Raw genomic sequence first — 19,948 nt, 5'->3', positions numbered from 1 at the left:
GGGGTGGACGTCGTTACATTCGGTTGTGAAATGATCCCGGAGCACCTGAGAACTGGGGAGGGCGAGGCGTGACGGAACCGGCGTACGGCGGGCCTACCGCCCTGCGCATCATGCTTGGCGCGCACCTGCGCCGGCTGCGCGAGGACGCGGGGATCTCCCGCACCGACGCCGGCTGGGCCATCCGTGGCTCGGAGTCGAAGATCAGCCGGCTCGAGCTCGGCCGGGTCGGCTTCAAGGTGCGCGACGTCGAGGACCTGCTCGCGCTGTACAAGCTCGAGGACGACGTCGAGCGGGACCGGCTGCTGACGCTGGCCCGGGAGGCGAACAACCCCGGCTGGTGGCAGCGGTACGACGACCTGACGCCGAACTGGGTCCACACCTACATCGGCCTCGAGATGGCCGCGGACCTGATCCGTACCTTCGAGCTCCAGTTCATCCCCGGCCTGCTGCAGACCCCCGAGTACGCACGCGCGGTGATCTCGCTGGGCCGGCTCGAGGAGCCGCTGCCGCGCGCCGAGCAGGATCGCCTGATCGCCCTGCGGATGCGCCGCCAGGAGGTGCTGACGCAGCAGCGACCTGCCCGGCTCTGGGCGGTCATCGACGAAGCCGTGCTACGCCGGCCGATCGGGAGCAAGGCGATCCTGCGCAACCAGCTCGAGTTCCTGCTCGATCAGTCGCGGCGGCACAACGTGACGCTGCAGATCATCCCGTTCAGCAAGGGCGGCTACACCGCAACCGGTGGCGCGTTCACGCTGCTGCGGTTCAACGACGCCGACCTGCCGGACATCGTCTACATCGAGCATCTGACCAGCGCGGTCTACCTGGACAAGCGCGAGGACCTTGACGCGTACGTCGTCACGATGGACGCACTGTCCATCGCCGCCGCGCAGCCGCGAGACACCGACCGCCTGCTCCGCGCCGCGATCGAGGCTCTGGACTCAGCCTAGCTGGCCAGCTCCCGCGGGATGGCGCCTGGACCAGGGCGGATCGCGACCTGGCGTGGCTCCGGCTCGTGCCCGACCTCGCATCGCAGTACGACGCTCACGTGCTCACCGCAGTCGCGATGGCGCGGCTCGATCGGGGCACCGCCTTCCGTGGCGAGGTACTGATCGCCCCACTGGATCATCGCGACCAGGACCGGATAGAGATCGAGCCCGGCCTGGGTCAGCCGGTATTCGTACCGCTCGCGCTGCCCGGGTTCGCGGTACGGGTGCCGGCGCAGCACCCCGCGCTCGATCAGCGCGGCGAGCCGATCGGTCAACACCTGCCGGGGAATGCCTGCCCGGGTCCGGATGTCCTCGAACCGGCGCACGCCGACGAACAGCTCACGCAGGACATGGAAGGTCCACTTGTCGCCGAGGATCTCCATCGTCCGGGAGATCGTGCAGTTCTCCGTCGAGAAGGCCATCGCCTCCGGTACCCGGGTGGTCATACCTCGAGGATAAGTCTGCTTGACAGACTTAGCCAAGTGCAGTCAGGCTGAATCCGTGAATCAGACTCAGCCAATGACCCTCCGCCGGGGCGACGAGGCCGACCTGGACGGGCTCGGGCGGATGCTCGGCGGCCTGTCCGACCTCAGTCGCTGGTTCCGGTTCCAGACCGCGATCGGCAGCCCGCCACGGTCCGCGCTACTGCTGCGGATGCTCAGGCCGGCGGGAGCCGCGTGGGTGGCGAGCCGTGGCGATCAGCTCGTCGGCCACGCGATGTGGGCCTGGGCGACCGGCCTCCCCGACACGGCCGAGCTGGCCGCCGTGATCGCCGACGACGAGCAGGGCCGCGGTCTCGGCGTACACATGCTCGCCGTCGCCGCCGCGGACGCGATCGCGACCGGCGCCACGCACTTCCTCTTCGTGGTGAGTGCGACCAACGACACGAGTCTTCGGATGGTCAGACGTCGATGGCCCGACGCGGTAGCCGAGCGCGACGGCTCACTGATGACCTTCGTGGCGCCGGCCCGGCTACCGGACCAGCCGAAAGAACCGGCGGATGTCGTCCACGAGCAGGTCCGGCACCTCAAGCGACGCGAAATGCCCACCCCGCGCGAACTCCGACCAGTGCACAACCCGGTGCCGACGCTCTAACACCTGCCGCATCGCGGGATCGGTCGGGAAGACGGCAACTCCGGTCGGTACGTCGGACCGCGCGTGCTGATCGCCGCCTTCGTAGTACAGGTTGGCGGAGGTCGCGCTGGTGTTGGTGAACCAGTAGATGGAGACGTCGAACAAGAGATGGTCGAGATCAACAGCGTTGTGGGGCAGGGCTTTCGCTGGGTCGGTCCACTCCCAGAACTTCTCGAGGATCCAGGCGAGTTGCCCGACCGGTGAATCACTCAACGCGGCCGACACGGTCTGCGGCCGGGTGCTCTGGAGGTCGGCGTACCCCGTGCCGACCGCGCGCAGGCGATCTGCGGCCTTGAGCCGCTCGCGCTCTACCGAGCTCAGCTGATCGTCGGGCCGAACGTCCGGATAGGCGAGACCGCCATTGATGTGTACGCCGATCACGTGGTCCGGATCGGTTGCCCCGAGCAACGGTGAGACGACGGAGCCGGTGTCGCCACCCTGAGCGCCGTACCGGTCGTAGCCGAGCTGCCGCATCAACTCGGCCCAGCCTTTCGCGATCCTCAGGTGATCCCAGCCGGACTCGAGCGGTACCGAGAATCCGTGACCGGGGACCGATGGCGCGACGACGTGGAAGGCGTCGCGCGGATCGCCGCCGTACGCGGCGGGGTCGGTCAGGGGGCCGAGGACGGGGAGGAACTCCGCGACCGAACCAGGCCAACCGTGGGTGAGCACGAGCGGCAACGCATCGGGCTGAGGCGATCGCACATGCAGGAAGTGAATGTCCTGCTCATCGATCCGCGTCACGAACTGCGGGTACGCGTTCAGCCGCGCTTCCCAGACCCGCCAGTCGAACTCGATCCACTGCTCGACCACCCACCGCAGATACTCGACCGGCACCCCACGTTCCCACCCCTCCCCCGGCAGCTGCCTCGCCCACCGAGTCGCCCGAAGCCGCACCCGCAGCCCCTCGACCTCCGCCTCCGGCACCGCGACCCTGAACTCCCGCATCCCCCAAACCTAAGCGTCGGTAGCGACATGAGGTAGTCCCCCGCGAAGGCTCGCCGTCAGCGCCCGCTCCATCCGGAGAGGCCACCTCCTCATGTCGTCAGCCACACCTCCCCGACCGCCGCGACGAGCACGTCGGGCGCGGCGGCGGTGTCGTAGGCGCGGTCGCTGAGGGATGCGGAGACGACGGCCACTGTTATCCGGTGGATTTTCGTCGCTGAGTACCCCAAATCCACCGGATAGCGCGAGTCCCGAACCTCAGCCACAGCCTGTCTGGCCCAGGCGACGGGATCGCGGTCGCCGGCCTCGCGATCTGGGTCAGCCCTCCGCTCTGCTCGCTGTGGGTTTCAGTCGGCTGGCCTTGGCGGTCGGGCGGGGTGCAGACCGAAAGGACTCGGCCGGGGACGTGGGTTTGTGGTTGCTCGCCGCGACCGGCCGATCTGAAAGACAGCATGGCCGGCCGCCGCAGTGGCTGGCCCGGATGGCGAGGCCGGTTCCCGCGTTCCCGTTGCCCTCGGTTGCCGGGCTTCGGTTGCGGTCCGGGAAAGAGGCCGGTTACCGCGTTCACCTTGCTTGGGGTTGCCGGGTTGTGGTGGGGCGCGAAAAGTAGCCACCAGCTGAGGGCTTGAACAGGAACCGGTGGGTCGGCACAGGTCATTACTTGTTCAAGCCCAGCGTGCGCCCTCCACACCCCCCGGAACTGGCCGGCCGAGACCCGCGCCCGCGGTAGCCGGTGGCTTTTCGTCGCCGGTCCACAAAATCCACCGGATAACGCAAGCGGCACCGGCTGGGTCGCCCGGGAGCAGGCCTCGGGACGCTGGCCCGCTCGTTCGCGGACCGCCCCCACTCACCAACCTCGGTAGCGCCGGCGTTCACACGCTCAACCGCCGCTCGAAAACACTCGCCGGAGGGGGTTGGTGAGTGGCGCAGATCCGCGCGCGTTGACGTCCGAGGGACCGGAGGGCGGGGCCTCCCGGTCCTTCGGACGTTAGCGATGGGTGGGTCAGTCTTCTACGACTATGGCCAGGGCTGGGCAGACGGCGGCGGCCTGGTGGACGTCGGCGGCTAGGGAAGCGGGTGGGTTCTCGGTGAGGAGGACGACGATGCCGTCCTCGTCACGTTGGTCGAAGACGTCCATGGCGGCGGTGACGCATTGCCCGGAGGCGACGCATTTGTCCTGGTCGACAATGATCTTCATGAGGTTGGCTTCTTTCTCGGATTACCAGGTGACGGGGAGGGAGTAGACGCCGTACACGCCGCCGTCGTGCTTGAACGGGATGTCGTCCAGCTCGACGGCCCGGCGCAGGGTCGGGATCCGGCGGTAGAGGGTGCCGTAGACGACCTGCAGCTCCATCCGCGCCAATGGTTGCCCTAGGCACTGATGTACGCCGAAGCCGAAGGCGATGTGGCGGCGGGCGTCCCGGGTGACGTCGAGGATGTCGGGGTCCGGGAACATGTCCGGGTCCCGGTTGGCGATGTCGTTGGGGAAGATGACTCCTTCGCCGGCCTTCAGGATCTGCCCGTCGAACTCGATGTCCTCCAGGATCGCGCGGCGACGGCCCTGGTGGGTGATCGTCAGGTAGCGCAGCAGTTCCTCGACCGCGGAGGAGATCAGCTTCGGATCGTCGGTGTCGCGGAGGCGAGCGAGCTGGTCGGGGTGCTCGAGGAGTGCGAGGGTGCCGAGGGCAATCATGTTCGCGGTCGTCTCGTGCCCGGCGATCAGCAGCAGGACGCCGATCCCGGCCGCGTCCTTGCGGGTCAGTTCACCGGCCTTGACCCGCTCGGCCAACCCCGACAGGAGATCGTCCTTCGGGTTCTCGATCTTGTCGCCCATCAGCTCGTTCAGGTAGCCGCCGATGTTGCCGCGTGCCTTGGTCCGTTCCTCGATCGAGGCGCTGGTGCGCAGCAGGATGCTGCTGTTCTTCTGGAAGAAGTCGTGGTCCTCGTACGGGACGCCGAGCAGCTGGCAGATCACCAGCGACGGGATCGGCAGCGCGAAGGCCTGGACCAGGTCGACCGGCTTCGGTCCGGCCAGCAGCTCGTCGATCAGGTCGTCGACGATCTTCTGCACCTGCGGGCGCATCGCCTCGACCCGCTTGATCATGAACGGCGCGGTCACCATCCGGCGCATTCGCGCGTGATCGGGATCGTCCATCAGGATGAAGCCGATGCCGGTGTCGTCGTCCTGCCGCGGCAGGATCCGGTTGCCGGCCGGATAGCCCGGCTTGTAGATGTCCGAGCTGATCCGCGGATCGCCGATCAGCCGGCGCTGGTCGTCGTACCGGGTGACCATCCAGGCGGTCTGGCCGAAGACATCCACCTTCGCCAGCGGTGCTTCCTCCTGCAGGTAGCGCAGCTGCGGCGGCGGATCGAACGGGCATCCGGAGGCACGGGCCATCGGATACTCCGGAGCTTGATGAGTTGCTGTCATCGCGTTCCCCTTCCCCAGGTGAGGATTGGTCGTGTCTGGTGGTTCCGCGCCGTAGCGAGCATGTGCTCGGTGCGGTGCATCGGCGCGCTGGAGGGGAGGCCTCGATGTGGTTTCATCGTGGCCTTTCCTCCAGTGCGGCGAGGTGCCGTGCCGAGTGCAGCGCAGTAGGCGGGGAACCACCAGACACGGCCTGCCCGTGCACCAGGTGTTCCCGGTGCAGGCGGGTCTGTTTGGGCATGTTCCAGCCGAGTACGGCGACGGTGCGGCCGTCCCGGCGGTAATGGGTGACGAACCGGCGGTCGCCGATCGCGCCCTCGGCCACGGTCACTTCGGCATCGGCCGACGGGATCCCGTGGACCTGGATCTTGGTGGCGAACTGGTCGGTCCAGAAGTACGGGATCGGTGTGTAGGAACGACTTTCGCCGAGAATGTTCGCCGCGACACAGGCGGCCTGCTCGGTGGCGTTGGTCCGATTCTCCAAGCGGAGCAAGGCATCCAGCCCGTCATGCCGCCAGCGTGCGACATCACCGGCGGCGTAGATTCCGTCAGCCGCTCGGCACTGCGAGTCGCACACCACGCCGTTGTCGAGCGTGAGACCGCTGTCCGCGAGCCACTCGGTAGCCGGAGTCGCGCCAAGGGCTACGACGACCACGTCACCCGGAAGTACTTCGCCGTCCGCGAGCTCGACGCCGGTCACCCGGCCGTCGACTCCGGTCAGCCCGGCAACCGCCGTACCGAGTTTGAGCTCGACGCCCTCGGCCGTGTGGAGCTCGGCCAGCAGACCGGCGACCACCGGACCGAATTGGCTGGCCAGCGGCGCCGCCTGCGGGCCGGCCATCGTGACCGGGAGCCCCAGTTTGCGTGCGGTGGCTGCGATCTCGGCACCCAGTACGCCGTCGCCCACCACGACCATGCGGGACGCACCGGCCAGGTCGACGCGCAGGGCGGCCGCGTCGTCCAGGGTCCGCAGCACGTGCACGCCGGCCAGATCGGGCTGATTGGGTAGTACCCGCGGGCGCAGTCCGGTCGCGAGCACGATCGAGTCGGCGGACAGCTGCCGACCTGACGCGGTGTGCACGGTACGGCGTTCCACGTCGAGCGCGACTGCGGCATCGCCGAGCACGAAGTCGGCTCCCAGCGCGGTAAGCATCGCCTCCGGGCGCAGGCTGGTCCGGTCCGCCTCCCAGATCCCGGACAGGTACTGCTTGGACAGCGGCGGCCGATCATACGGAAGGTGAGTCTCGGCACCGAGCACCGTGATCGGGTCCTGATAACCCTGCCTACGCAGGGCTTCCAGCGTGGACAGTCCCGCCGCGGAAGCCCCAACAATCAGAACACTCATCCTCGTCCTCGCTTCGCTGCGGGCGCGAATGAGCGAAGCTCGCTGTACTTTCTGGCGCCCTCGCTTCGCTCGGTCACCGTGTCACCGGTGCAGTCCAGAGCCCGACGATGCCGTCGATCAGACCGGTCGCCATGTCATGCCAACTGGTCCGCGCGGTCGCTCGCCCCTCGGCCAGGTCGCGCTCGTGATCCGCGATCATCTGGACGATCAGAATGCGCGCCATCGCGCCGCGTTCCATCCGCACCGGCATCGACTGCGCCCCGATGCACGCGTTCAGCGCATCGATGATCTCCAGCATCGACGGCGGAATCAGGACCTCGTTGAGGACCTCTTCACGCAACGCGGGATCGGTCATCAGCTGGGCGTTGAACCGAGCCATCCAGGTCGGCACGCCCATCGACGCGAGGTAGTCGGTCGACGGGCGAACCAGGCACTCGACCCAAACCCGCAGCTGGCGACTCCCCTGGGCCGCCGCGACCATCTCGGCCCGGCGCTCCTCGACAACGGCCGAGTGCCGGCGCAGGATGGCCCGGATCAGATCGGTCTTGGTGCCGAAGTGGTAGCCGACCGCGGTGTTGTTGCCCTGCCCGGCCGCCTCGCTGATCTGCCGGTTGGACACCTCGTGGATCCCGCGCTCGGCGAACATCCGCTCGGCCGTGTCCAGGATCAGCTCGCGGGTCGCCGTCGTCCGGTCGGGTCGAGCCGCCTTCGCCATCATCATCACCAGACCACCGGGACCTTCTGCAGACCGCCGACCAGCAGACCCTCGACCGGCGGCAATTCTCCGACCGGTACGGCGAGGGCCAGCGTCGGAAGGCGGCGCAGCAGAACCTCGAGCACGACCTGCAGCTCGGTCCGAGCCAGCGACTGGCCGACGCACGAGTGCGGTCCGACACCGAACGAGATGTGGAGGTTCGGGCTGCGCGACAGATCCAGCTCGGCCGCGTCGGTGAACACGGACTCATCGCGATTCGCCGAACCGAGGCTGAGGATCGCCGTCGTACCGGCCGCCACGGTGCCGCCCGGCAGCTCGACCTCCTCGTCGACGTACCGGGTCAGGCCGAAGCCGGCGTTCGCGTCGAACCGCAGGGTCTCCTCGACCGCGGTGCGGACCAGCTCGGGGTCGGCGAGCAACTGCTCCCAGTGCGATCGGTCGGCGAGCAGCATCGCCATCATCTTGCCGATCATGTTCGTCGTCGTCTCGTGCCCGGCGATCAGCAGACCCTTGCCGGTGGCAACGAGTGCGTCGTTGCCCAGGTACTCACCGGCGGCGTCGGCGCGGGTGATCAGGTCGCTGAGCAGGTCGTCGCCGGGGGCGCCGCGCTTCACCTCGACGTGACCGGCCATGTATTCGGTGAACTCCGCCTGGGCGGCGTCGACCTCGGCCTGGCTGTAGCGGCTGACGCTCAGGAAGGTGTCGGACCAGTGCGAGAACCGGTCGCGGTCCTCGTTCGGCACGCCGAGCAGGTCGCAGATCACCCAGACCGGGAGCGGGAAACCGAAGCTCGCGCGCAGGTCGGCCGGTTGGCCATGCGCGACCATCTCGTCGACGAGCTGCTCGGCCATCGCCTCGATCCGCGGCCGCAGGACGGCCATCTTCTTCGCGGTGAACCACTTGGTGAGCATCCGCCGCCAGCGCTGGTGACCTTCACCGAGCCGCGGGACCGCCGACTCCTGCTGGTCCAGCATCGAGACCCGGGCCGCGCCCTCCTCGCTCGAGGTCCGCGCGAAGCGAGGGTCTGACATCAACTGCCGAATGTCGTCGTACCGGGTGAGCAAGGTCGCTTGGTCCCCGCTGGGGAGCCGGACATGAGCCACCGGGCATTGCTGCCGCAGCTCCGCCCACTCCTCCGGCGGTTCGATGGCCGCAATCGGCGCCAATGGATAGTCGATCGCGTCACGTTCGGTCACGAGACATCACCTCCGCGTTGATCTCCTTCCACCTTGCCTCGCGATCTTGTTTAAGTCAACTGCCTGACTTAACCTTTGGTTGCAGAAACCAACTATTTACCGTCCCCCTCCCTTCGGAGGCATCCCGATGTCCGCTGTCCCCGCGGCTCCCCCGGTGCGCGCCGGCGCCGTCGTACCGGTCCTGGCCTCGGCCGGCATCACGGTCGCGCTCATGCAGACCCTGGTCATCCCGGTCATCCCCGAACTGCCGCGGCTGCTGCACGCGTCGGCCGGATCGACCGCCTGGGCGATCACCGCCACCCTGCTCGCGGCCGCGGTCGCGACCCCGATCATGGGACGGCTCGGCGACATGTACGGCAAGCGCCGGATGCTGCTGATCAGCGTCGGCATCCTGATCGCCGGTTCGATCGTCGCGGCGCTCAGCAGTTCGCTGATCCCGCTCGTCGTCGGCCGCGCCCTGCAGGGCTTCGCGGCCGGCGTGATCCCCCTCGGGATCAGCATCATGCGCGACGAACTACCAGCAGAACGACTCGGTACGGCGACCGCCCAGATGAGCGCGTCCCTCGGGGTCGGCGGGGCGCTCGGGTTGCCCGCCGCCGCCCTGCTGGCCGAGAACATCAGCTGGCACGCACTGTTCTGGGTGTCGGCCGGGCTCGGCGTGATCATCTTCGGGCTGGTTCTGCGGTTCGTCCCCGAGTCCGCGGTGCGCTCGGGCGGCCGCTTCGACGTACTGGGTGGTGTCGGGCTGTCGATCGGCCTGGTTTCGTTGCTCTTGGCAATCTCCCAGGGCGGCGACTGGGGCTGGGCGAGCGCTCCGACGCTCGGGCTGTTCGCGCTCGCGGTCGTCGCGATCCTCGTGTGGGGCTGGTGGGAACGCCGTACCAGCGAGCCGTTGGTCGATCTGCGGACGACCGCGCGACCCCAGGTATTGCTGACGAATCTGGCCTCGATGGTCTTCGGATTCGCCATGTTCGCGATGTCGCTGGTGGTGCCGCAACTACTACAGATGCCGAAGGCAACCGGTTTCGGGCTCGGTCAGTCGATGCTCGCGTCCGGCCTGGTGATGGGCCCGTCCGGCCTGGTCATGCTGGTCACCGCTCCCCTGTCCGCGAAACTCTCCGCGGCCCGCGGACCCAAGATCACCCTGATGCTCGGCGCGGTGGTGGTTGCCGCCGGCTACGGCGTCGGCAGCGTGCTGATGAGCGAGGTCTGGCAGATCGTGCTGGTGTCGCTCCTGATCGGCGCGGGCATCGGTCTCGCGTACGGCGCGATGCCCGCCCTCATCATGTCCGCCGTCCCCGTCTCGGAGACCGCCGCCGCCAACAGCTTCAACACCCTGATGCGCTCCATCGGCACCTCGGTCTCCAGCGCGGTAGCCGGCGTCATCCTCGCCCAACTCACCATCAACCTGGGCACCTACACCCTGCCCTCGCAGAACGGCTTCCGCCTCGTCCTCATCATCGGGGCCGCCGCAGCCCTGGTCGCCCTGGCCATCGCCGCAAGCATCCCCACCCGCGCGACCACCACCAAGCCCGCCACCCCCACCCCCGTCCAGGCCACCGCCTAAACCACCGCACACTCCCCCACCCGAGCGGGCAACCCCCCAACCCACCAGGCAACCACCCCTTAACCCCGGCAACCCCTCACCCGGACGGCTATCCCTTCGATTGGGGGGTTGCCCACTCAACGTCCCGATGGGCAACCCCCCCAATGGAGGGGGCAACGCCTGAGGTGGGGGGTTGCCGCGCGAAGTGGGGGGTTGCCGCGCGAAGTGGGGGGGTTGCCGCGCGAAGTGGGGGTTGCCCACTGGACTGGGGGGTTGCCCGTTGGAAATCCGAGTGGGCAACCCCTTGGACGAAGGGTTAACCCACCGGGTGGGGGGGTTGTGGCGGTGGGGTCAGGGGAGGTTGGCGAGGAAGGTGAGGGTTCGGGTCACCAGGAGTTTGGCGGCTTCCTCGTCGTAGTCCGACAGGGAGGAGTCGGCAAAGAGGTGGGACTTGCCGGGGTAGAGGAAAAGCTCGGCGTCGGCGGGGTTCGCGGCCACCAGGGCCTGGGCCGACGCCAGGTCGCCGTCCTCCTCGGCGAACCAGGGATCCTCGTCCATGCCGTGGATCTGGACCGGCACCCCGGCCGGCCAGGTCTCGCTGAACTCGCTGACCGGCAGACATGAGGAGTAGAACAACCCGCCGCGCGCACCGGCGCGAGTCTGGGTGAGCTCCTGCGCGGGCATCACACCCAGCGAAAAGCCTGCGTAGACGACGTTTTCCGGCAGGTCCTGCGCGTAGGCGACACCCGCCTCGGACAGCTTGCCGAAGCCGATGCTCTTCGCGTACGCCATCCCGTCGTCGAGGTTGTCGAAGGTGTTGCCGTCGTAGACGTCGGGCAGGTGCACCGTGTGCCCGGCCTGGCGAAGCTCTTCGGCGAAGGCCTTCACCCCGTCGGTGAGCCCCTGCGCGTGGTGGTAAAGGACGACCTCGGTCATGATTCGCTCCAATGATCCAAATATCTCGAACAATCCACGATGCTAGTATGTTCGATCGTGACAGGCAACAGTCAAACGCCGGACTACGAGCTCGCGGAGACCATCGAGCTCACCACCGCCGAGCAGGTGCGGGCGATCGCCGACCCCCTCCGTACGACGATCCTCGGCCTCCTGCACGAGCGCGCCGCGACCGTCACCGAGCTGGCCACCGCGGTCAAACGACCCAAGAGCACGGTCGCCCATCATGTGAAGGTGCTGACCGACGCCGGCATCCTGCGCGTCGTCCGGACCCGGAAGGTGCGCGCGATCGAGGAGCGCTTCTACGGCCGCGCCGCCCGGGCGTTCTACGTCGGGCTCGGCCGCCAGGGCGGCAACCTGGGCGAGGACTTCAACGATTTCGAGGTCGCCGCCGAGGAGTCCAGGACCGCGTACGACGACGGCCAGCTCCGCTCATTCATCCGGCACGCCCGGATCCCCGAGGAGCGCGCCGCCGAGTTCTGGCACGGCGTCCACGACCTGATCCTGTCGTTCGACAAACTCCCGCGCTCCGGCGACACGACGTACGGATTCACCGTCGGCCTCTACCCGATCACCGACTACCCGACCCTGCCACCGGCGCCGGATGAGGTCTAGGGTCGGACTGTGACAACGATTGACATGAACGGGACCACGGCCTCGCAGGTAGTCCTCGGGCTGATGCGGATCAAGGACAAGACCGACGAGGAGATCCGCACTCTCGTCGGGACCGCGCGCGACGCCGGTGTGACGATGTTCGACCACGCCGACATCTACGGCGGTCCGCACGGCTGCGAGCAGCGGTACGGCGAGGCGCAGCCGGTCGCGGAGTCCGAGCGGGACCAGGTCCTCATCCAGTCGAAGGTCGGGATCCGGTCCGGGTTCTTCGACTCGTCGCGCGAGCACATCCTGTCGAGCGTCGAGCAGTCGTTGACCGCCTTGCGGACCGGCTACCTCGACGTACTGCTGATCCACCGTCCCGACACGTTGGTCGAGCCGGACGAGGTCGCGGCCGCGTTCGACGAGCTGCACACCAGCGGCAAGGTTCGTGCGTTCGGCGTCTCCAACCACACGCCCGGCCAGATCGAGCTGCTGAAGAAGTCGGTCCGGCAGCCGCTCGTCGCCAACCAGGTCCAGTTCAGCATCACGAACGCCGCTCTGGTCGCGCAGGGCCTGGCCGCGAACATCATGGGGTTGGAGCAGTCGGCCGATCGCGATCTCGGCATCCTCGACTACAGCCGGCTGCACGACATAACGATCCAGACCTGGGGCTCCGTCCAGTCGCCAGCGAACAGCGGCGTCTTCATCGGCGACCGCACGAACTACCCCGCGCTGAACGACGCCCTCGACGAGCTGGCGAGCGCCCACAACACTTCCCCGGACGCGATCGCCATCGCCTGGCTGGCTCGGCACCCCGCGAACATGCAGATCGTCATCGGCACCACGACACCGAGCCGAGTCCAGGACGCCGCCGCCGGCGCCGCGATCCGGCTCAGCCGCGAAGAGTGGTACCGCCTCTACACCGCCGCCGGGAACACTCTGCCCTAGCAGCGTGAGATCCTCGGCGGATGACCGTACGACGTACCGCCAGGCTGCTGCTGATCAGCGGCGCCCTGGCCGGGGTGATCGGCCTGATCGGCGCGATCGTGACCGACTCGACGACCAAGCTGAGCTATCAGGTCATGGTCCTCGAGCCGTCCACGTCCGGGCGGTTGCCGGCCTGTAAGCCGACGGTGATCGTCGTCGATCGGACCACCGGCAACGAGCTTCCGTGTTCAGGTACGCCGGAGGGCGGCTTCACGGCCTCCGAACGCCAGGAGGTCCTGAAGCTCTCGACGTCGATGGCGGCCGACGGATTCGACGCGGTGGACGAGTTCAAACTCAGCGAACTCGCCACCACGATCGGTCTCCGTCACGACGATCCGACGAGCAGCGCCACCTGGGCCTTCGCAACGCTCGGCATCCTCGGCGCGGCCGCCTTGGTGTCCGGGATCACACTGCGGATTGTCGAGACCGTGCGCGGTAGAACCCCGCGACGTTGAGCGCGACGCACCACACGGCGACCATCACCAGGAACGGCAGTACGTCCGAACCACCGAACTCGCCCTTCCACCACAACTGAGCCGACCCGTACGGCGTCAGTCCCTGCGCGCCAGGTGCAGCAGCGTGCAGTACGCCGTACACGCCGAGCGGCGGCACGATCGTGAGGATCGACGCGATCACCCCGCGGCCGATCAGCATGCCGAATCCGGTGCCGAGCGACTGAGCCACCAGCTGGGTGACGAAGGCGCCAACAATGATCACCGGCGCGTGCTTCCACGGATCACTCGCGGTCGACGGCACCAACGAGGCAACAAGAATCGACGCCACCAACCCAAGCGCCGCCAAGCCCACCGCGTACCCGAACGCGACCTTGAACAGCGACCGCTCCCGCCGAGCCCCGGCCACCGCACCGATGAACGGCGCCCCGATCGAGATCAAGCTCTGCGCAACCCCTGAGGTCGTCGCGAAAGTCCGCTCCGCACTCACCGTCCCGAGCTGAATCCCCACCGCCCCCAGCACTCCGACCAACCCCGTAACACCGGCTATGACGCGATAAGCCCGCATCGTGAACCCCCAGCCCTAGTCGATGCCCAAATTGTCCCAGCCCAAGGGGTCGCACCCGAAGAACCCTTCAGGTCGGCGACTGGGTAATCCCGTTGCCCCAGGCACTTTTCTGGACCACTTGATCCTGGATGAGCGCGCGGGGGTAGACCACTCGGCAACAGATCGATTACTCCGGAACCAGAGTGGATCCGCCGACCCGAGGGGGCCGTCACACCCGCCGACAAGGTCCCTGACCCGAAGGAATCCACATGAACGTCAGCATCAAGCACTCGATCGTCGCGGTCGCCGGAATCATCACTCTCGGCATCAGTGGCTGCAGCGCGGCGGCCGCCACCGAACACACGGTCGTCTACAAGATCAGCGGCACCTCGAAGAAGGCCGATCTGACCTACACGACCGACGGTTCGACGACGACCGAGCAGTCGACCGGCACCGCCGTACCGTGGACGAAGACCCTGAAGATCAAGACGGATCTGCCGGTCTACCAGGTCTCCGCCCAGAACAGCATCGATCAGAAAGGCACCCTGACCTGCGTGATCGAGGTCGACGGCAAGCAGGTCAAAACGGCCACCGCCAAGGGCGAAGCCGCCATCGCCGCCTGCGACTACACGCAGAGCTGAAACCCGCACCACCAGAGGGGGGCTGTCGGCAACGGACACGTTGCCGACAGTCGAATCACCAGTCCTCCACCCAGCGGACTCACCTGCAAACAACTTCAGGTCAGGCGACCCACGAAGCAGAGGAACTGCGTCTGCACATCGGCCCCCTCCGGCGGAGTGATCTTCGGCCCGAAGGCCCACGGCTGCCGAAGCATCTCGTCCAGCGGTTTGAACCGTTCGAAGACGTACTCCACCAGCTCCGGATCAAGACGCTCATCCCCGCCTGTCGCCCGAGCGACGTCCCAGGTGTGAATCAGCACGTCCTCCGGCAATGTGTCCACGAGCTCTGCGAACGGCTGCGGCCCGGCGAAGGTCGGCAATTCGACCTGCCGGCAGGTGGGATCGTCGATCGCCGCAACCAACCCCGCCGCGATCGACCGGAAGGCGGCCGGCAGATCTGCGCCGGGCTCAGTCTCCGGCAACTCCCCCATCGGCGCGACCTGCACGCCGTACAACGACTCGGGCTCGGTCTGCCGCACGGTCGCGAGCATCCGGCGAGCCTCGTTGATCACGTGCACCGTGACGTCCCGAACAGTCCATTTCGGGCAAGGGCTTTGCGTCTGCCACTGGTCTCTCCGTACGGCGTCCACTCGCGCAGCGAACCCGTCGGTCGCCCTGCCGAACCGCTCGGCAGCGTCGGACATCATCACGAGACCTCTTGGTCAGTTGAGAGATCAGCGGCAACCTCGGCGAGCTTCGGCAGTACGGCGTCGCGCCAGCCCGGGCCCATCCGCTCGAAGGCGTTGCGGTGCTGGGGATTGTCGAGATCGAAACCGGAGTGCTCGAGGAAGAGGCGCGTACCGCGACCTTCGGCGGCCAGCCGCCAGTCGAGAGTCCAGTCACCGTTGAAGGTGTAGGTCAGCCGGGCCGGCGGGTCGACATGCGTGACCTCGCAGGCGATCTCGCCCCACTTGGGCATCTGCAGATGGAAGTGGTGGCCGACGACCGGCGCGATATCTCCCGGCGCCCACCAGCGGCCGAGCAGTTCAGGCTCGGTCAGCACCCGCCAGACCTGCTCCGGCGCCGCCGCCACGAATTGATCCACCACAATGGCTGTGTCACTCATCCAAGTCCTCCGCGATCTCAGCCAGCGCCCGCAGCCGCGGCCGCCAGTACTGCTCGAACGGATGCAGCCAGGCGTTGACCTCCGCCAGCGGCGCGCCCTGCAGCGAGTAGTGCCGCTCGCGCCCTTCGGCCCGATCCCGCACCAACTCCGCATCCCGCAACACCTTCAGGTGTTCGGCGACCGCCGGCCGGCTCAGCTCGAACTGCGCGGCCAGGTCCCCCGCGGTCCGCGGCCCGTCGACCAGCAACTCCAGCAGCCGCCGCCGTACCGGGTGGGCCAGCGCCGCGAACGCATCCGTCATACCCCGGAGAATATGTCGGGATCTTCCGACATGTCAACCATTCCCGACATATCTCTGGTCCACACCGCGTCCGCCCCACGGCTCCACAACCAACCGCACAACTGGACCACTCCACAACGGAGTGGTAACTCCGGTGAAGACCGGGAGCCGTTGCACATAAGGGATCGTCCGAGGTTCGACAATCCCCTGCCGTAGAGGAATCTCCATGAAGCTCACCACGAAGCACGTGACCGTAGCCGTCGCCGGCATCCTTGCCGTCGGCATCAGTGGCTGCAGCGCGGCGGCCGCCACCGAACACACGGTCGTCTACAAGATCAGCGGTACGTCGAAGAAGGCCGATCTGACCTACACGACCGACGGTTCGACGACGACCGAGCAGTCGACCGGCACGGCCGTACCGTGGACGAAGACCCTGAAGATCAAGACGGATCTGCCGGTCTACCAGGTCTCCGCCCAGAACAGCATCGATCAGAAAGGCACCCTGACCTGCGTGATCGAGGTCGACGGCAAGCAGGTCAAAACGGCCACCGCCAAGGGCGAAGCCGCCATCGCCGCCTGCGACTACACGCAGAGCTGAAACCCGCACCACCAGAGGGGGGCTGTCGACAACGGACACGTTGCCGACAGTCGAAGCATCACTCCTCCGCCCAGCGGTCCAGTACGTCGGCCACGCGCGACAGGACGTCGCGGGCGACGGCGTACTCGTCGGGGCCGAATTCTTCGGCGAAGCGTTCTTCCAGGTCGAAGAGGCGCTTGTAGCCGACGGCCGCGACCTGCAGGCCGAACTCGGTGTAGGTGACCAGCTTGGCGCGGCCATCCTGCGGATCGGGCCGCATCTCGAGGATGCCCAGGGCAACCATCTCCCGCACCAGCTCGCCCATCGACTGCCGCGTCATCCCGGAACGGGTGGCCATGTCCGCCGAGCGGGAGCCCTCCAATCGCAGGGTCGCGAAGATCGCGTTGTGGGCCTGCTTGATCTTCGGATACCCGCGCTCGTGCATCTCGCGAACCATGTCGACCTGGAGCGCGCGATTGGCGCGGTCGACCAGGGCGATGAACGGCTTGCGTCCGAGTCGGGGTACTTCAGCGCTTGACACTCGTAAGGATTCCTTCCATTATTTCGACAGGAATCCTTACAGTATCAGGAGTGGTCATGAATCCGAAGGAACTGCACCCGCTGGTGGCGGAGCTGTTCGCCCGCGGCCGGCGGCGAAGTGTCCGGGTTGCCGTCGAGCAGGAGTTCCTGGTCGCCGACGCCACCACCGGCGCCGCCGTACCGATCGAGCGCGTCCGCCGCGCGACCGAGGGCTCCGCAGCGGCGCCGTACGTCGGATTCGAGCCGGGCGGCCAGCTCGAACTGAGCCTGCCGTGCACCCTCGACCCGGCCGGCGAGCTCCGCACGCTGGTCGACGACCTCACGCACCGCCTCACGGCGGCCCGCCTCAGCACCTACGCGCTCCCGGTCGACCCGCGCCCCGAGCACGAGGTGCCGCTGCAACTGACCAGCCCCCGGTACGTCGCGATGCACCGGCACTTCGATTCGATCGGACCGGCCGGTCGCCGGATGATGCGCCGGACCGCGTCCACCCAGATCTGCCTCGACTGGTGGCCCGGGCAGGCCGGAGCCGAGCAATGGCGGGTCCTCAACCTCGCCGGCCCGTACCTCGCCGCGACCTTCGCCCGAAGCTCCGGCCCGCACGGCCGGCTCACCACGTGGCTCGAGGCCGACCCCGCGCGGACCGGTTTCGACGATCGGCTGCTCAGCGGCGACGATCCGGTCGCGGCGTACACCGCCTTCGCCGCCGGCGCGACGGTCTTCACGAGCGGCGGCCCGGCCGAGCACCTCACCACGATGTTCCCGCCGGTTCGCCCGCGATCGACGTACCTGGAGGTCCGCTTCCTCGACGCGCAAGAACCAGCCACCGTCGGCCGCGTCATCGACGCATTCACAAGCCTGATGTACGACGACGCCCACCGCCGCCACGTATTGCGCTCTCTCGAACCGGGTCGGGCGCAGCTCGCTGCCCAGTGGCGAGCCTCGGCCGCCGGGGAACTCGATCTGGAGCTGGTCGCATGAACGCCATCCTGTTCGTCACCGATCCGCTGGTCGGCCTGCAGCCCGAGGTCGACGCGACGATCGGGCTGATGGCCGCGTCGCAGGACCTCGAGCACGAGGTCTGGTGCTGTCAGCCGGAGGAGCTCGCCGTCATCGACGGTCGCCTGCGGGCGCGCGCCCATCGAATCCGCCTCCGGCCGCGACGCCCTGGTAGCGATCACCGGTGGATCGTCGACCCCAGCTGGTACGACGAACTCGGCAGCGGACTGGTCGACGTCGGCGACTTCGCCGCGGTGCACCTCCGCATCGATCCGCCGGTCGACGACCGCTACCTGCACGCGACGTACCTGCTCGACCTGGCCGGCACCCGCGTCATCAACCGGCCGGACGGCATCCGCGCCGTACACGAGAAGCTGATCGCTCTGCGCTTCCCCGAACTGTGCCCAGCAACCTACGTCGGTACGTCGGTCGCCGCGCTCCGCGAGTTCGTCGCGCGGACCGGGACGGCGGTCGTGAAACCGGTCGACGGATTCGCCGGGCTCGACGTCTGGCTGGTCCACGACGATCACGCGGCGACCTCGCTGCTGGAGTCGGCCACCCACGGCGGCCGGCGGCAGGTGATCGCCCAGGAGTACCTGCCGGCCGTTGCGCATGGCAACAAACGGCTCTTCCTGCTCGACGGCGAGATCATCGGCGCAGTCCTCCGCCGACCTGAGGCCGGCGACTTCCGGATCGGCCCGCCCGTCTCCGTCGCCCCGATCGATGCCGCCGACGAGGCAATCGCCACCGCCCTCCGCCCGATCCTCGTCCGGCACGGCCTCACCATCGCGGGCGCCGACGTGATCGGCGGCCGGCTGATCGAAGTGAACGTCACCTGCCCCGGCGGCATGCACAAAACCGATGCCCTCCTCGGCACCACCCTCAGCCACTCGATCGTCCAGCACCTCACCCACACGCGCAAAGGAGTCCTCACATGAGCACCATCACCGTTGTCTGCATGGCCCTGCTCGGCATGCTGCTCTTCCTGCTCGGCGCCAACGTCACCCGCCAGCGAGCCATCCGCGGCAGCGGCAACCAGGCCCCGACCGACCCGGCAGATCCACTACTGATCGCCATCCGAGCTCACGGCAACTCAGCCGAATACATCCCCACCATGCTCGCCCTGCTCCTGGTCTGCTCAGCCCTGTCCGACAGCTGGCTGGTCGACGCCCTCGCGATCGCCGCCCTCATCGTCCGCACAGCCCACGCCGTCAGCATGCTCACCGCCAATTCCCTAGCCAGCCACGGCCCCCTCCGCTACCTAGGCGCCCTAGGCACCTATGTAGTAGGCCTAGCCATCAGCATCACCGCCCTAGCCACCCTCTGACCACCACGAAGAACAGCAGGTCGTAGACGGATCGCACTCGCATAAGCCCAGCCCAGCCGCGCAACCGCGTACGAACCCGACTACCTGCAGTCGCTCGTGCCAGAACGCCTAACGTCCGAACGATCGCAGTACCTGGTCTTCGTATCTTCGGACGTTAACCCCAGCGACTGCAGGTTTGCCCGGTTCACGGGGATCTGCTGCCGCTGGATGACAGTAGAACCCCGCAAAGCTGCATCCACGAAGCATTTCGCCCTGTTGGACGGCGGCCGGGCCGTCGCGCGCTACGAATCGCTGGCGGGACTCGGTTCTGCTCGTCTTTGTGGAGTCTCGTGGTCGCTGGGCGCCTATTTGGTTCCACAAAGACGCGATACGCCCGCCTCCGGCGGCCACTGAACCTTCGGGTGCGGCAGATCTGTGGCTGAGGGGGATGGCGAGGCCAGTGACCGCGGCTCTTCGTCGTCTACGGCTGACGGGCTATGGCTGAGCTACACAAAGGGGCCGCGATGACAGTGACCGTTGCCTGAGGTGAACAGCGCACGACCGCCCTGGCGGACATCGGTGGCCAGTGAAGAACCACCGCGGCGGGTCAGCTATCAGGCCTCCTCGCGACCGGCCGCAACCGTAGCCCGCCAACCACAAGCAACCAG

Annotated in this window: 24 protein-coding genes and 1 pseudogene; 11 read left to right on the top strand and 14 right to left on the bottom strand. The window is 67.7% G+C overall.

The genetic code is table 11. The features are described from left to right. The first annotated feature begins 110 nt into the window (after window positions 1–110). Window positions 111–947, top strand: a complete 837-nt coding sequence (locus OG474_RS25710) for a helix-turn-helix domain-containing protein (protein WP_405064613.1) — start codon at window positions 111–113, stop codon at window positions 945–947. Here the strand turns inward: OG474_RS25710 and OG474_RS25705 are convergent. Continuing rightward, window positions 944–1,432, bottom strand: coding sequence for a winged helix-turn-helix transcriptional regulator (locus tag OG474_RS25705; protein ID WP_405056125.1), 489 nt, complete (start codon window positions 1,430–1,432; stop codon window positions 944–946). The two genes, OG474_RS25710 and OG474_RS25705, sit on opposite strands and share 4 nt — an antisense overlap. A 73-nt stretch (window positions 1,433–1,505) precedes the next feature. Between OG474_RS25705 and OG474_RS25700 the strand changes: the two are divergent. Then, a pseudogene (locus tag OG474_RS25700) lies at window positions 1,506–1,877 on the top strand (GNAT family N-acetyltransferase); the annotation flags it as partial. Window positions 1,878–1,958: 81 nt separating this feature from the next. On the opposite strand, the gene OG474_RS25695 reads toward OG474_RS25700, so the two are convergent. The 7 genes from OG474_RS25695 to OG474_RS25665 form a co-directional block, all read right to left on the bottom strand. Next, window positions 1,959–3,068 carry an epoxide hydrolase family protein gene (locus OG474_RS25695; RefSeq protein ID WP_405056124.1) on the bottom strand — a complete coding sequence of 370 codons (1,110 nt, stop codon included), beginning with the start codon at window positions 3,066–3,068 and terminating at the stop codon, window positions 1,959–1,961. Window positions 3,069–3,157: 89 nt separating this feature from the next. Beyond that, complete coding sequence (locus OG474_RS25690) at window positions 3,158–3,331, bottom strand: hypothetical protein (protein WP_405056123.1); 174 nt, start codon at window positions 3,329–3,331, stop codon at window positions 3,158–3,160. Between the two features lie 737 nt (window positions 3,332–4,068). Beyond that, a complete protein-coding gene (locus OG474_RS25685; RefSeq protein WP_405056122.1) occupies window positions 4,069–4,263 on the bottom strand; it encodes a ferredoxin in 195 nt (64 codons plus the stop codon). A gap of 21 nt (window positions 4,264–4,284) precedes the next feature. Next, a complete protein-coding gene (locus OG474_RS25680) occupies window positions 4,285–5,496 on the bottom strand; it encodes a cytochrome P450 (protein ID WP_405056121.1) in 1,212 nt (403 codons plus the stop codon). 112 nt (window positions 5,497–5,608) lie between these two features. Then, a complete protein-coding gene (locus tag OG474_RS25675; protein WP_405056120.1) occupies window positions 5,609–6,838 on the bottom strand; it encodes an NAD(P)/FAD-dependent oxidoreductase in 1,230 nt (409 codons plus the stop codon). Between the two features lie 73 nt (window positions 6,839–6,911). Beyond that, entirely contained in the window at window positions 6,912–7,559 is a 648-nt protein-coding gene (locus tag OG474_RS25670; protein WP_405056119.1) for a TetR/AcrR family transcriptional regulator, read from the bottom strand. After that, entirely contained in the window at window positions 7,559–8,749 is a 1,191-nt protein-coding gene (locus tag OG474_RS25665) for a cytochrome P450 (RefSeq protein ID WP_405056118.1), read from the bottom strand. The genes OG474_RS25670 and OG474_RS25665 overlap by 1 nt, the downstream gene beginning before the upstream one ends. A 127-nt stretch (window positions 8,750–8,876) precedes the next feature. Between OG474_RS25665 and OG474_RS25660 the strand changes: the two genes are divergently transcribed. Beyond that, window positions 8,877–10,316 carry an MFS transporter gene (locus tag OG474_RS25660; RefSeq protein WP_405056117.1) on the top strand — a complete coding sequence of 480 codons (1,440 nt, stop codon included), beginning with the start codon at window positions 8,877–8,879 and terminating at the stop codon, window positions 10,314–10,316. Window positions 10,317–10,646: 330 nt separating this feature from the next. Here the strand turns inward: OG474_RS25660 and OG474_RS25655 are convergent, their stop codons facing one another. After that, window positions 10,647–11,231, bottom strand: a complete 585-nt coding sequence (locus OG474_RS25655; protein WP_405056116.1) for a dienelactone hydrolase family protein — start codon at window positions 11,229–11,231, stop codon at window positions 10,647–10,649. A gap of 57 nt (window positions 11,232–11,288) precedes the next feature. Between OG474_RS25655 and OG474_RS25650 the strand changes: the two genes are divergently transcribed. From OG474_RS25650 to OG474_RS25640, 3 genes are read left to right on the top strand one after another with little or no spacing between them, the layout of a single operon-like run. Continuing rightward, window positions 11,289–11,864: an ArsR/SmtB family transcription factor gene (locus tag OG474_RS25650; RefSeq protein ID WP_405056115.1), complete on the top strand. Its 576-nt coding sequence runs from the start codon at window positions 11,289–11,291 to the stop codon at window positions 11,862–11,864. Window positions 11,865–11,873: 9 nt separating this feature from the next. Further along, on the top strand, window positions 11,874–12,794 hold the full coding sequence (locus OG474_RS25645; protein WP_405056114.1) for an aldo/keto reductase family oxidoreductase: 921 nt from the start codon (window positions 11,874–11,876) through the stop codon (window positions 12,792–12,794). 20 nt (window positions 12,795–12,814) lie between these two features. Beyond that, window positions 12,815–13,288 (top strand): hypothetical protein, encoded by a 474-nt coding sequence (locus tag OG474_RS25640; protein ID WP_405056113.1) that lies wholly within the window; start codon window positions 12,815–12,817, stop codon window positions 13,286–13,288. Here the strand turns inward: OG474_RS25640 and OG474_RS25635 are convergent. Further along, the gene (locus tag OG474_RS25635; protein WP_405056112.1) at window positions 13,239–13,796 is read right to left on the bottom strand and encodes a hypothetical protein; all 558 of its coding nucleotides are present in this window, start codon (window positions 13,794–13,796) and stop codon (window positions 13,239–13,241) included. The two genes, OG474_RS25640 and OG474_RS25635, sit on opposite strands and share 50 nt — an antisense overlap. Before the next feature lie 305 nt (window positions 13,797–14,101). Here OG474_RS25635 and OG474_RS25630 point away from each other — a divergent pair, with 305 nt between their 5' ends. Beyond that, window positions 14,102–14,473 (top strand): MmpS family transport accessory protein, encoded by a 372-nt coding sequence (locus tag OG474_RS25630; protein WP_405056111.1) that lies wholly within the window; start codon window positions 14,102–14,104, stop codon window positions 14,471–14,473. A 95-nt stretch (window positions 14,474–14,568) separates the two neighbouring features. Here OG474_RS25630 and OG474_RS25625 read toward each other — a convergent pair whose 3' ends face one another. Genes OG474_RS25625 through OG474_RS25615 form a run of 3 tightly spaced genes read right to left on the bottom strand, consistent with a single transcriptional unit; the run spans window position 14,569 to window position 15,879 of the window. Further along, on the bottom strand, window positions 14,569–15,159 hold the full coding sequence (locus OG474_RS25625; protein ID WP_405056110.1) for a TIGR03086 family metal-binding protein: 591 nt from the start codon (window positions 15,157–15,159) through the stop codon (window positions 14,569–14,571). Beyond that, window positions 15,159–15,578, bottom strand: a complete 420-nt coding sequence (locus OG474_RS25620; protein ID WP_405056109.1) for an SRPBCC domain-containing protein — start codon at window positions 15,576–15,578, stop codon at window positions 15,159–15,161. The genes OG474_RS25625 and OG474_RS25620 overlap by 1 nt, the downstream gene beginning before the upstream one ends. Beyond that, window positions 15,571–15,879 (bottom strand): ArsR/SmtB family transcription factor, encoded by a 309-nt coding sequence (locus OG474_RS25615; RefSeq protein ID WP_405056108.1) that lies wholly within the window; start codon window positions 15,877–15,879, stop codon window positions 15,571–15,573. The genes OG474_RS25620 and OG474_RS25615 overlap by 8 nt, the downstream gene beginning before the upstream one ends. A gap of 205 nt (window positions 15,880–16,084) precedes the next feature. Between OG474_RS25615 and OG474_RS25610 the strand changes: the two genes are divergently transcribed. After that, window positions 16,085–16,456 carry an MmpS family transport accessory protein gene (locus OG474_RS25610; RefSeq protein WP_405056107.1) on the top strand — a complete coding sequence of 124 codons (372 nt, stop codon included), beginning with the start codon at window positions 16,085–16,087 and terminating at the stop codon, window positions 16,454–16,456. 58 nt (window positions 16,457–16,514) lie between these two features. Here the strand turns inward: OG474_RS25610 and OG474_RS25605 are convergent, their stop codons facing one another. After that, a complete protein-coding gene (locus OG474_RS25605) occupies window positions 16,515–16,976 on the bottom strand; it encodes a MarR family winged helix-turn-helix transcriptional regulator (RefSeq protein WP_405056106.1) in 462 nt (153 codons plus the stop codon). A gap of 56 nt (window positions 16,977–17,032) precedes the next feature. Between OG474_RS25605 and OG474_RS25600 the strand changes: the two genes are divergently transcribed. From OG474_RS25600 to OG474_RS25590, 3 genes are read left to right on the top strand one after another with little or no spacing between them, the layout of a single operon-like run. After that, window positions 17,033–17,956 carry a glutamate-cysteine ligase family protein gene (locus OG474_RS25600; protein ID WP_405056105.1) on the top strand — a complete coding sequence of 308 codons (924 nt, stop codon included), beginning with the start codon at window positions 17,033–17,035 and terminating at the stop codon, window positions 17,954–17,956. Next, window positions 17,953–18,912, top strand: coding sequence for a hypothetical protein (locus tag OG474_RS25595; protein ID WP_405056104.1), 960 nt, complete (start codon window positions 17,953–17,955; stop codon window positions 18,910–18,912). Before OG474_RS25600 ends, OG474_RS25595 begins: the two co-directional genes overlap by 4 nt. Further along, complete coding sequence (locus OG474_RS25590) at window positions 18,909–19,301, top strand: MAPEG family protein (protein ID WP_405056103.1); 393 nt, start codon at window positions 18,909–18,911, stop codon at window positions 19,299–19,301. The genes OG474_RS25595 and OG474_RS25590 overlap by 4 nt, the downstream gene beginning before the upstream one ends. The last annotated feature ends 647 nt before the right edge of the window (window positions 19,302–19,948 follow it).

The sequence above is a fragment of the Kribbella sp. NBC_01505 genome (assembly GCF_045040285.1).
Classification (GTDB): Bacteria; Actinomycetota; Actinomycetes; order Propionibacteriales; family Kribbellaceae; genus Kribbella.
This window is presented reverse-complemented; position numbering and strand designations above follow the sequence as displayed.

Excerpts from the sequence above, each read along its gene's own strand:
- OG474_RS25675 (WP_405056120.1), bottom strand. The coding sequence starts at position 6,838 with ATGAGTGTTCTGATTGTTGGGGCTTCCGCGGCGGGACTGTCCACGCTG.
- OG474_RS25625 (WP_405056110.1), bottom strand. The coding sequence starts at position 15,159 with ATGATGTCCGACGCTGCCGAGCGGTTCGGCAGGGCGACCGACGGGTTC.
- OG474_RS25655 (WP_405056116.1), bottom strand. The coding sequence starts at position 11,231 with ATGACCGAGGTCGTCCTTTACCACCACGCGCAGGGGCTCACCGACGGG.
- OG474_RS25615 (WP_405056108.1), bottom strand. The coding sequence starts at position 15,879 with ATGACGGATGCGTTCGCGGCGCTGGCCCACCCGGTACGGCGGCGGCTG.
- OG474_RS25685 (WP_405056122.1), bottom strand. The coding sequence starts at position 4,263 with ATGAAGATCATTGTCGACCAGGACAAATGCGTCGCCTCCGGGCAATGC.
- OG474_RS25660 (WP_405056117.1), top strand. The coding sequence starts at position 8,877 with ATGTCCGCTGTCCCCGCGGCTCCCCCGGTGCGCGCCGGCGCCGTCGTA.
- OG474_RS25695 (WP_405056124.1), bottom strand. The coding sequence starts at position 3,068 with ATGCGGGAGTTCAGGGTCGCGGTGCCGGAGGCGGAGGTCGAGGGGCTG.
- OG474_RS25595 (WP_405056104.1), top strand. The coding sequence starts at position 17,953 with ATGAACGCCATCCTGTTCGTCACCGATCCGCTGGTCGGCCTGCAGCCC.
- OG474_RS25630 (WP_405056111.1), top strand. The coding sequence starts at position 14,102 with ATGAACGTCAGCATCAAGCACTCGATCGTCGCGGTCGCCGGAATCATC.
- OG474_RS25620 (WP_405056109.1), bottom strand. The coding sequence starts at position 15,578 with ATGAGTGACACAGCCATTGTGGTGGATCAATTCGTGGCGGCGGCGCCG.
- OG474_RS25610 (WP_405056107.1), top strand. The coding sequence starts at position 16,085 with ATGAAGCTCACCACGAAGCACGTGACCGTAGCCGTCGCCGGCATCCTT.
- OG474_RS25705 (WP_405056125.1), bottom strand. The coding sequence starts at position 1,432 with ATGACCACCCGGGTACCGGAGGCGATGGCCTTCTCGACGGAGAACTGC.
- OG474_RS25710 (WP_405064613.1), top strand. The coding sequence starts at position 111 with ATGCTTGGCGCGCACCTGCGCCGGCTGCGCGAGGACGCGGGGATCTCC.
- OG474_RS25600 (WP_405056105.1), top strand. The coding sequence starts at position 17,033 with ATGAATCCGAAGGAACTGCACCCGCTGGTGGCGGAGCTGTTCGCCCGC.
- OG474_RS25670 (WP_405056119.1), bottom strand. The coding sequence starts at position 7,559 with ATGATGATGGCGAAGGCGGCTCGACCCGACCGGACGACGGCGACCCGC.
- OG474_RS25590 (WP_405056103.1), top strand. The coding sequence starts at position 18,909 with ATGAGCACCATCACCGTTGTCTGCATGGCCCTGCTCGGCATGCTGCTC.
- OG474_RS25640 (WP_405056113.1), top strand. The coding sequence starts at position 12,815 with ATGACCGTACGACGTACCGCCAGGCTGCTGCTGATCAGCGGCGCCCTG.
- OG474_RS25680 (WP_405056121.1), bottom strand. The coding sequence starts at position 5,496 with ATGACAGCAACTCATCAAGCTCCGGAGTATCCGATGGCCCGTGCCTCC.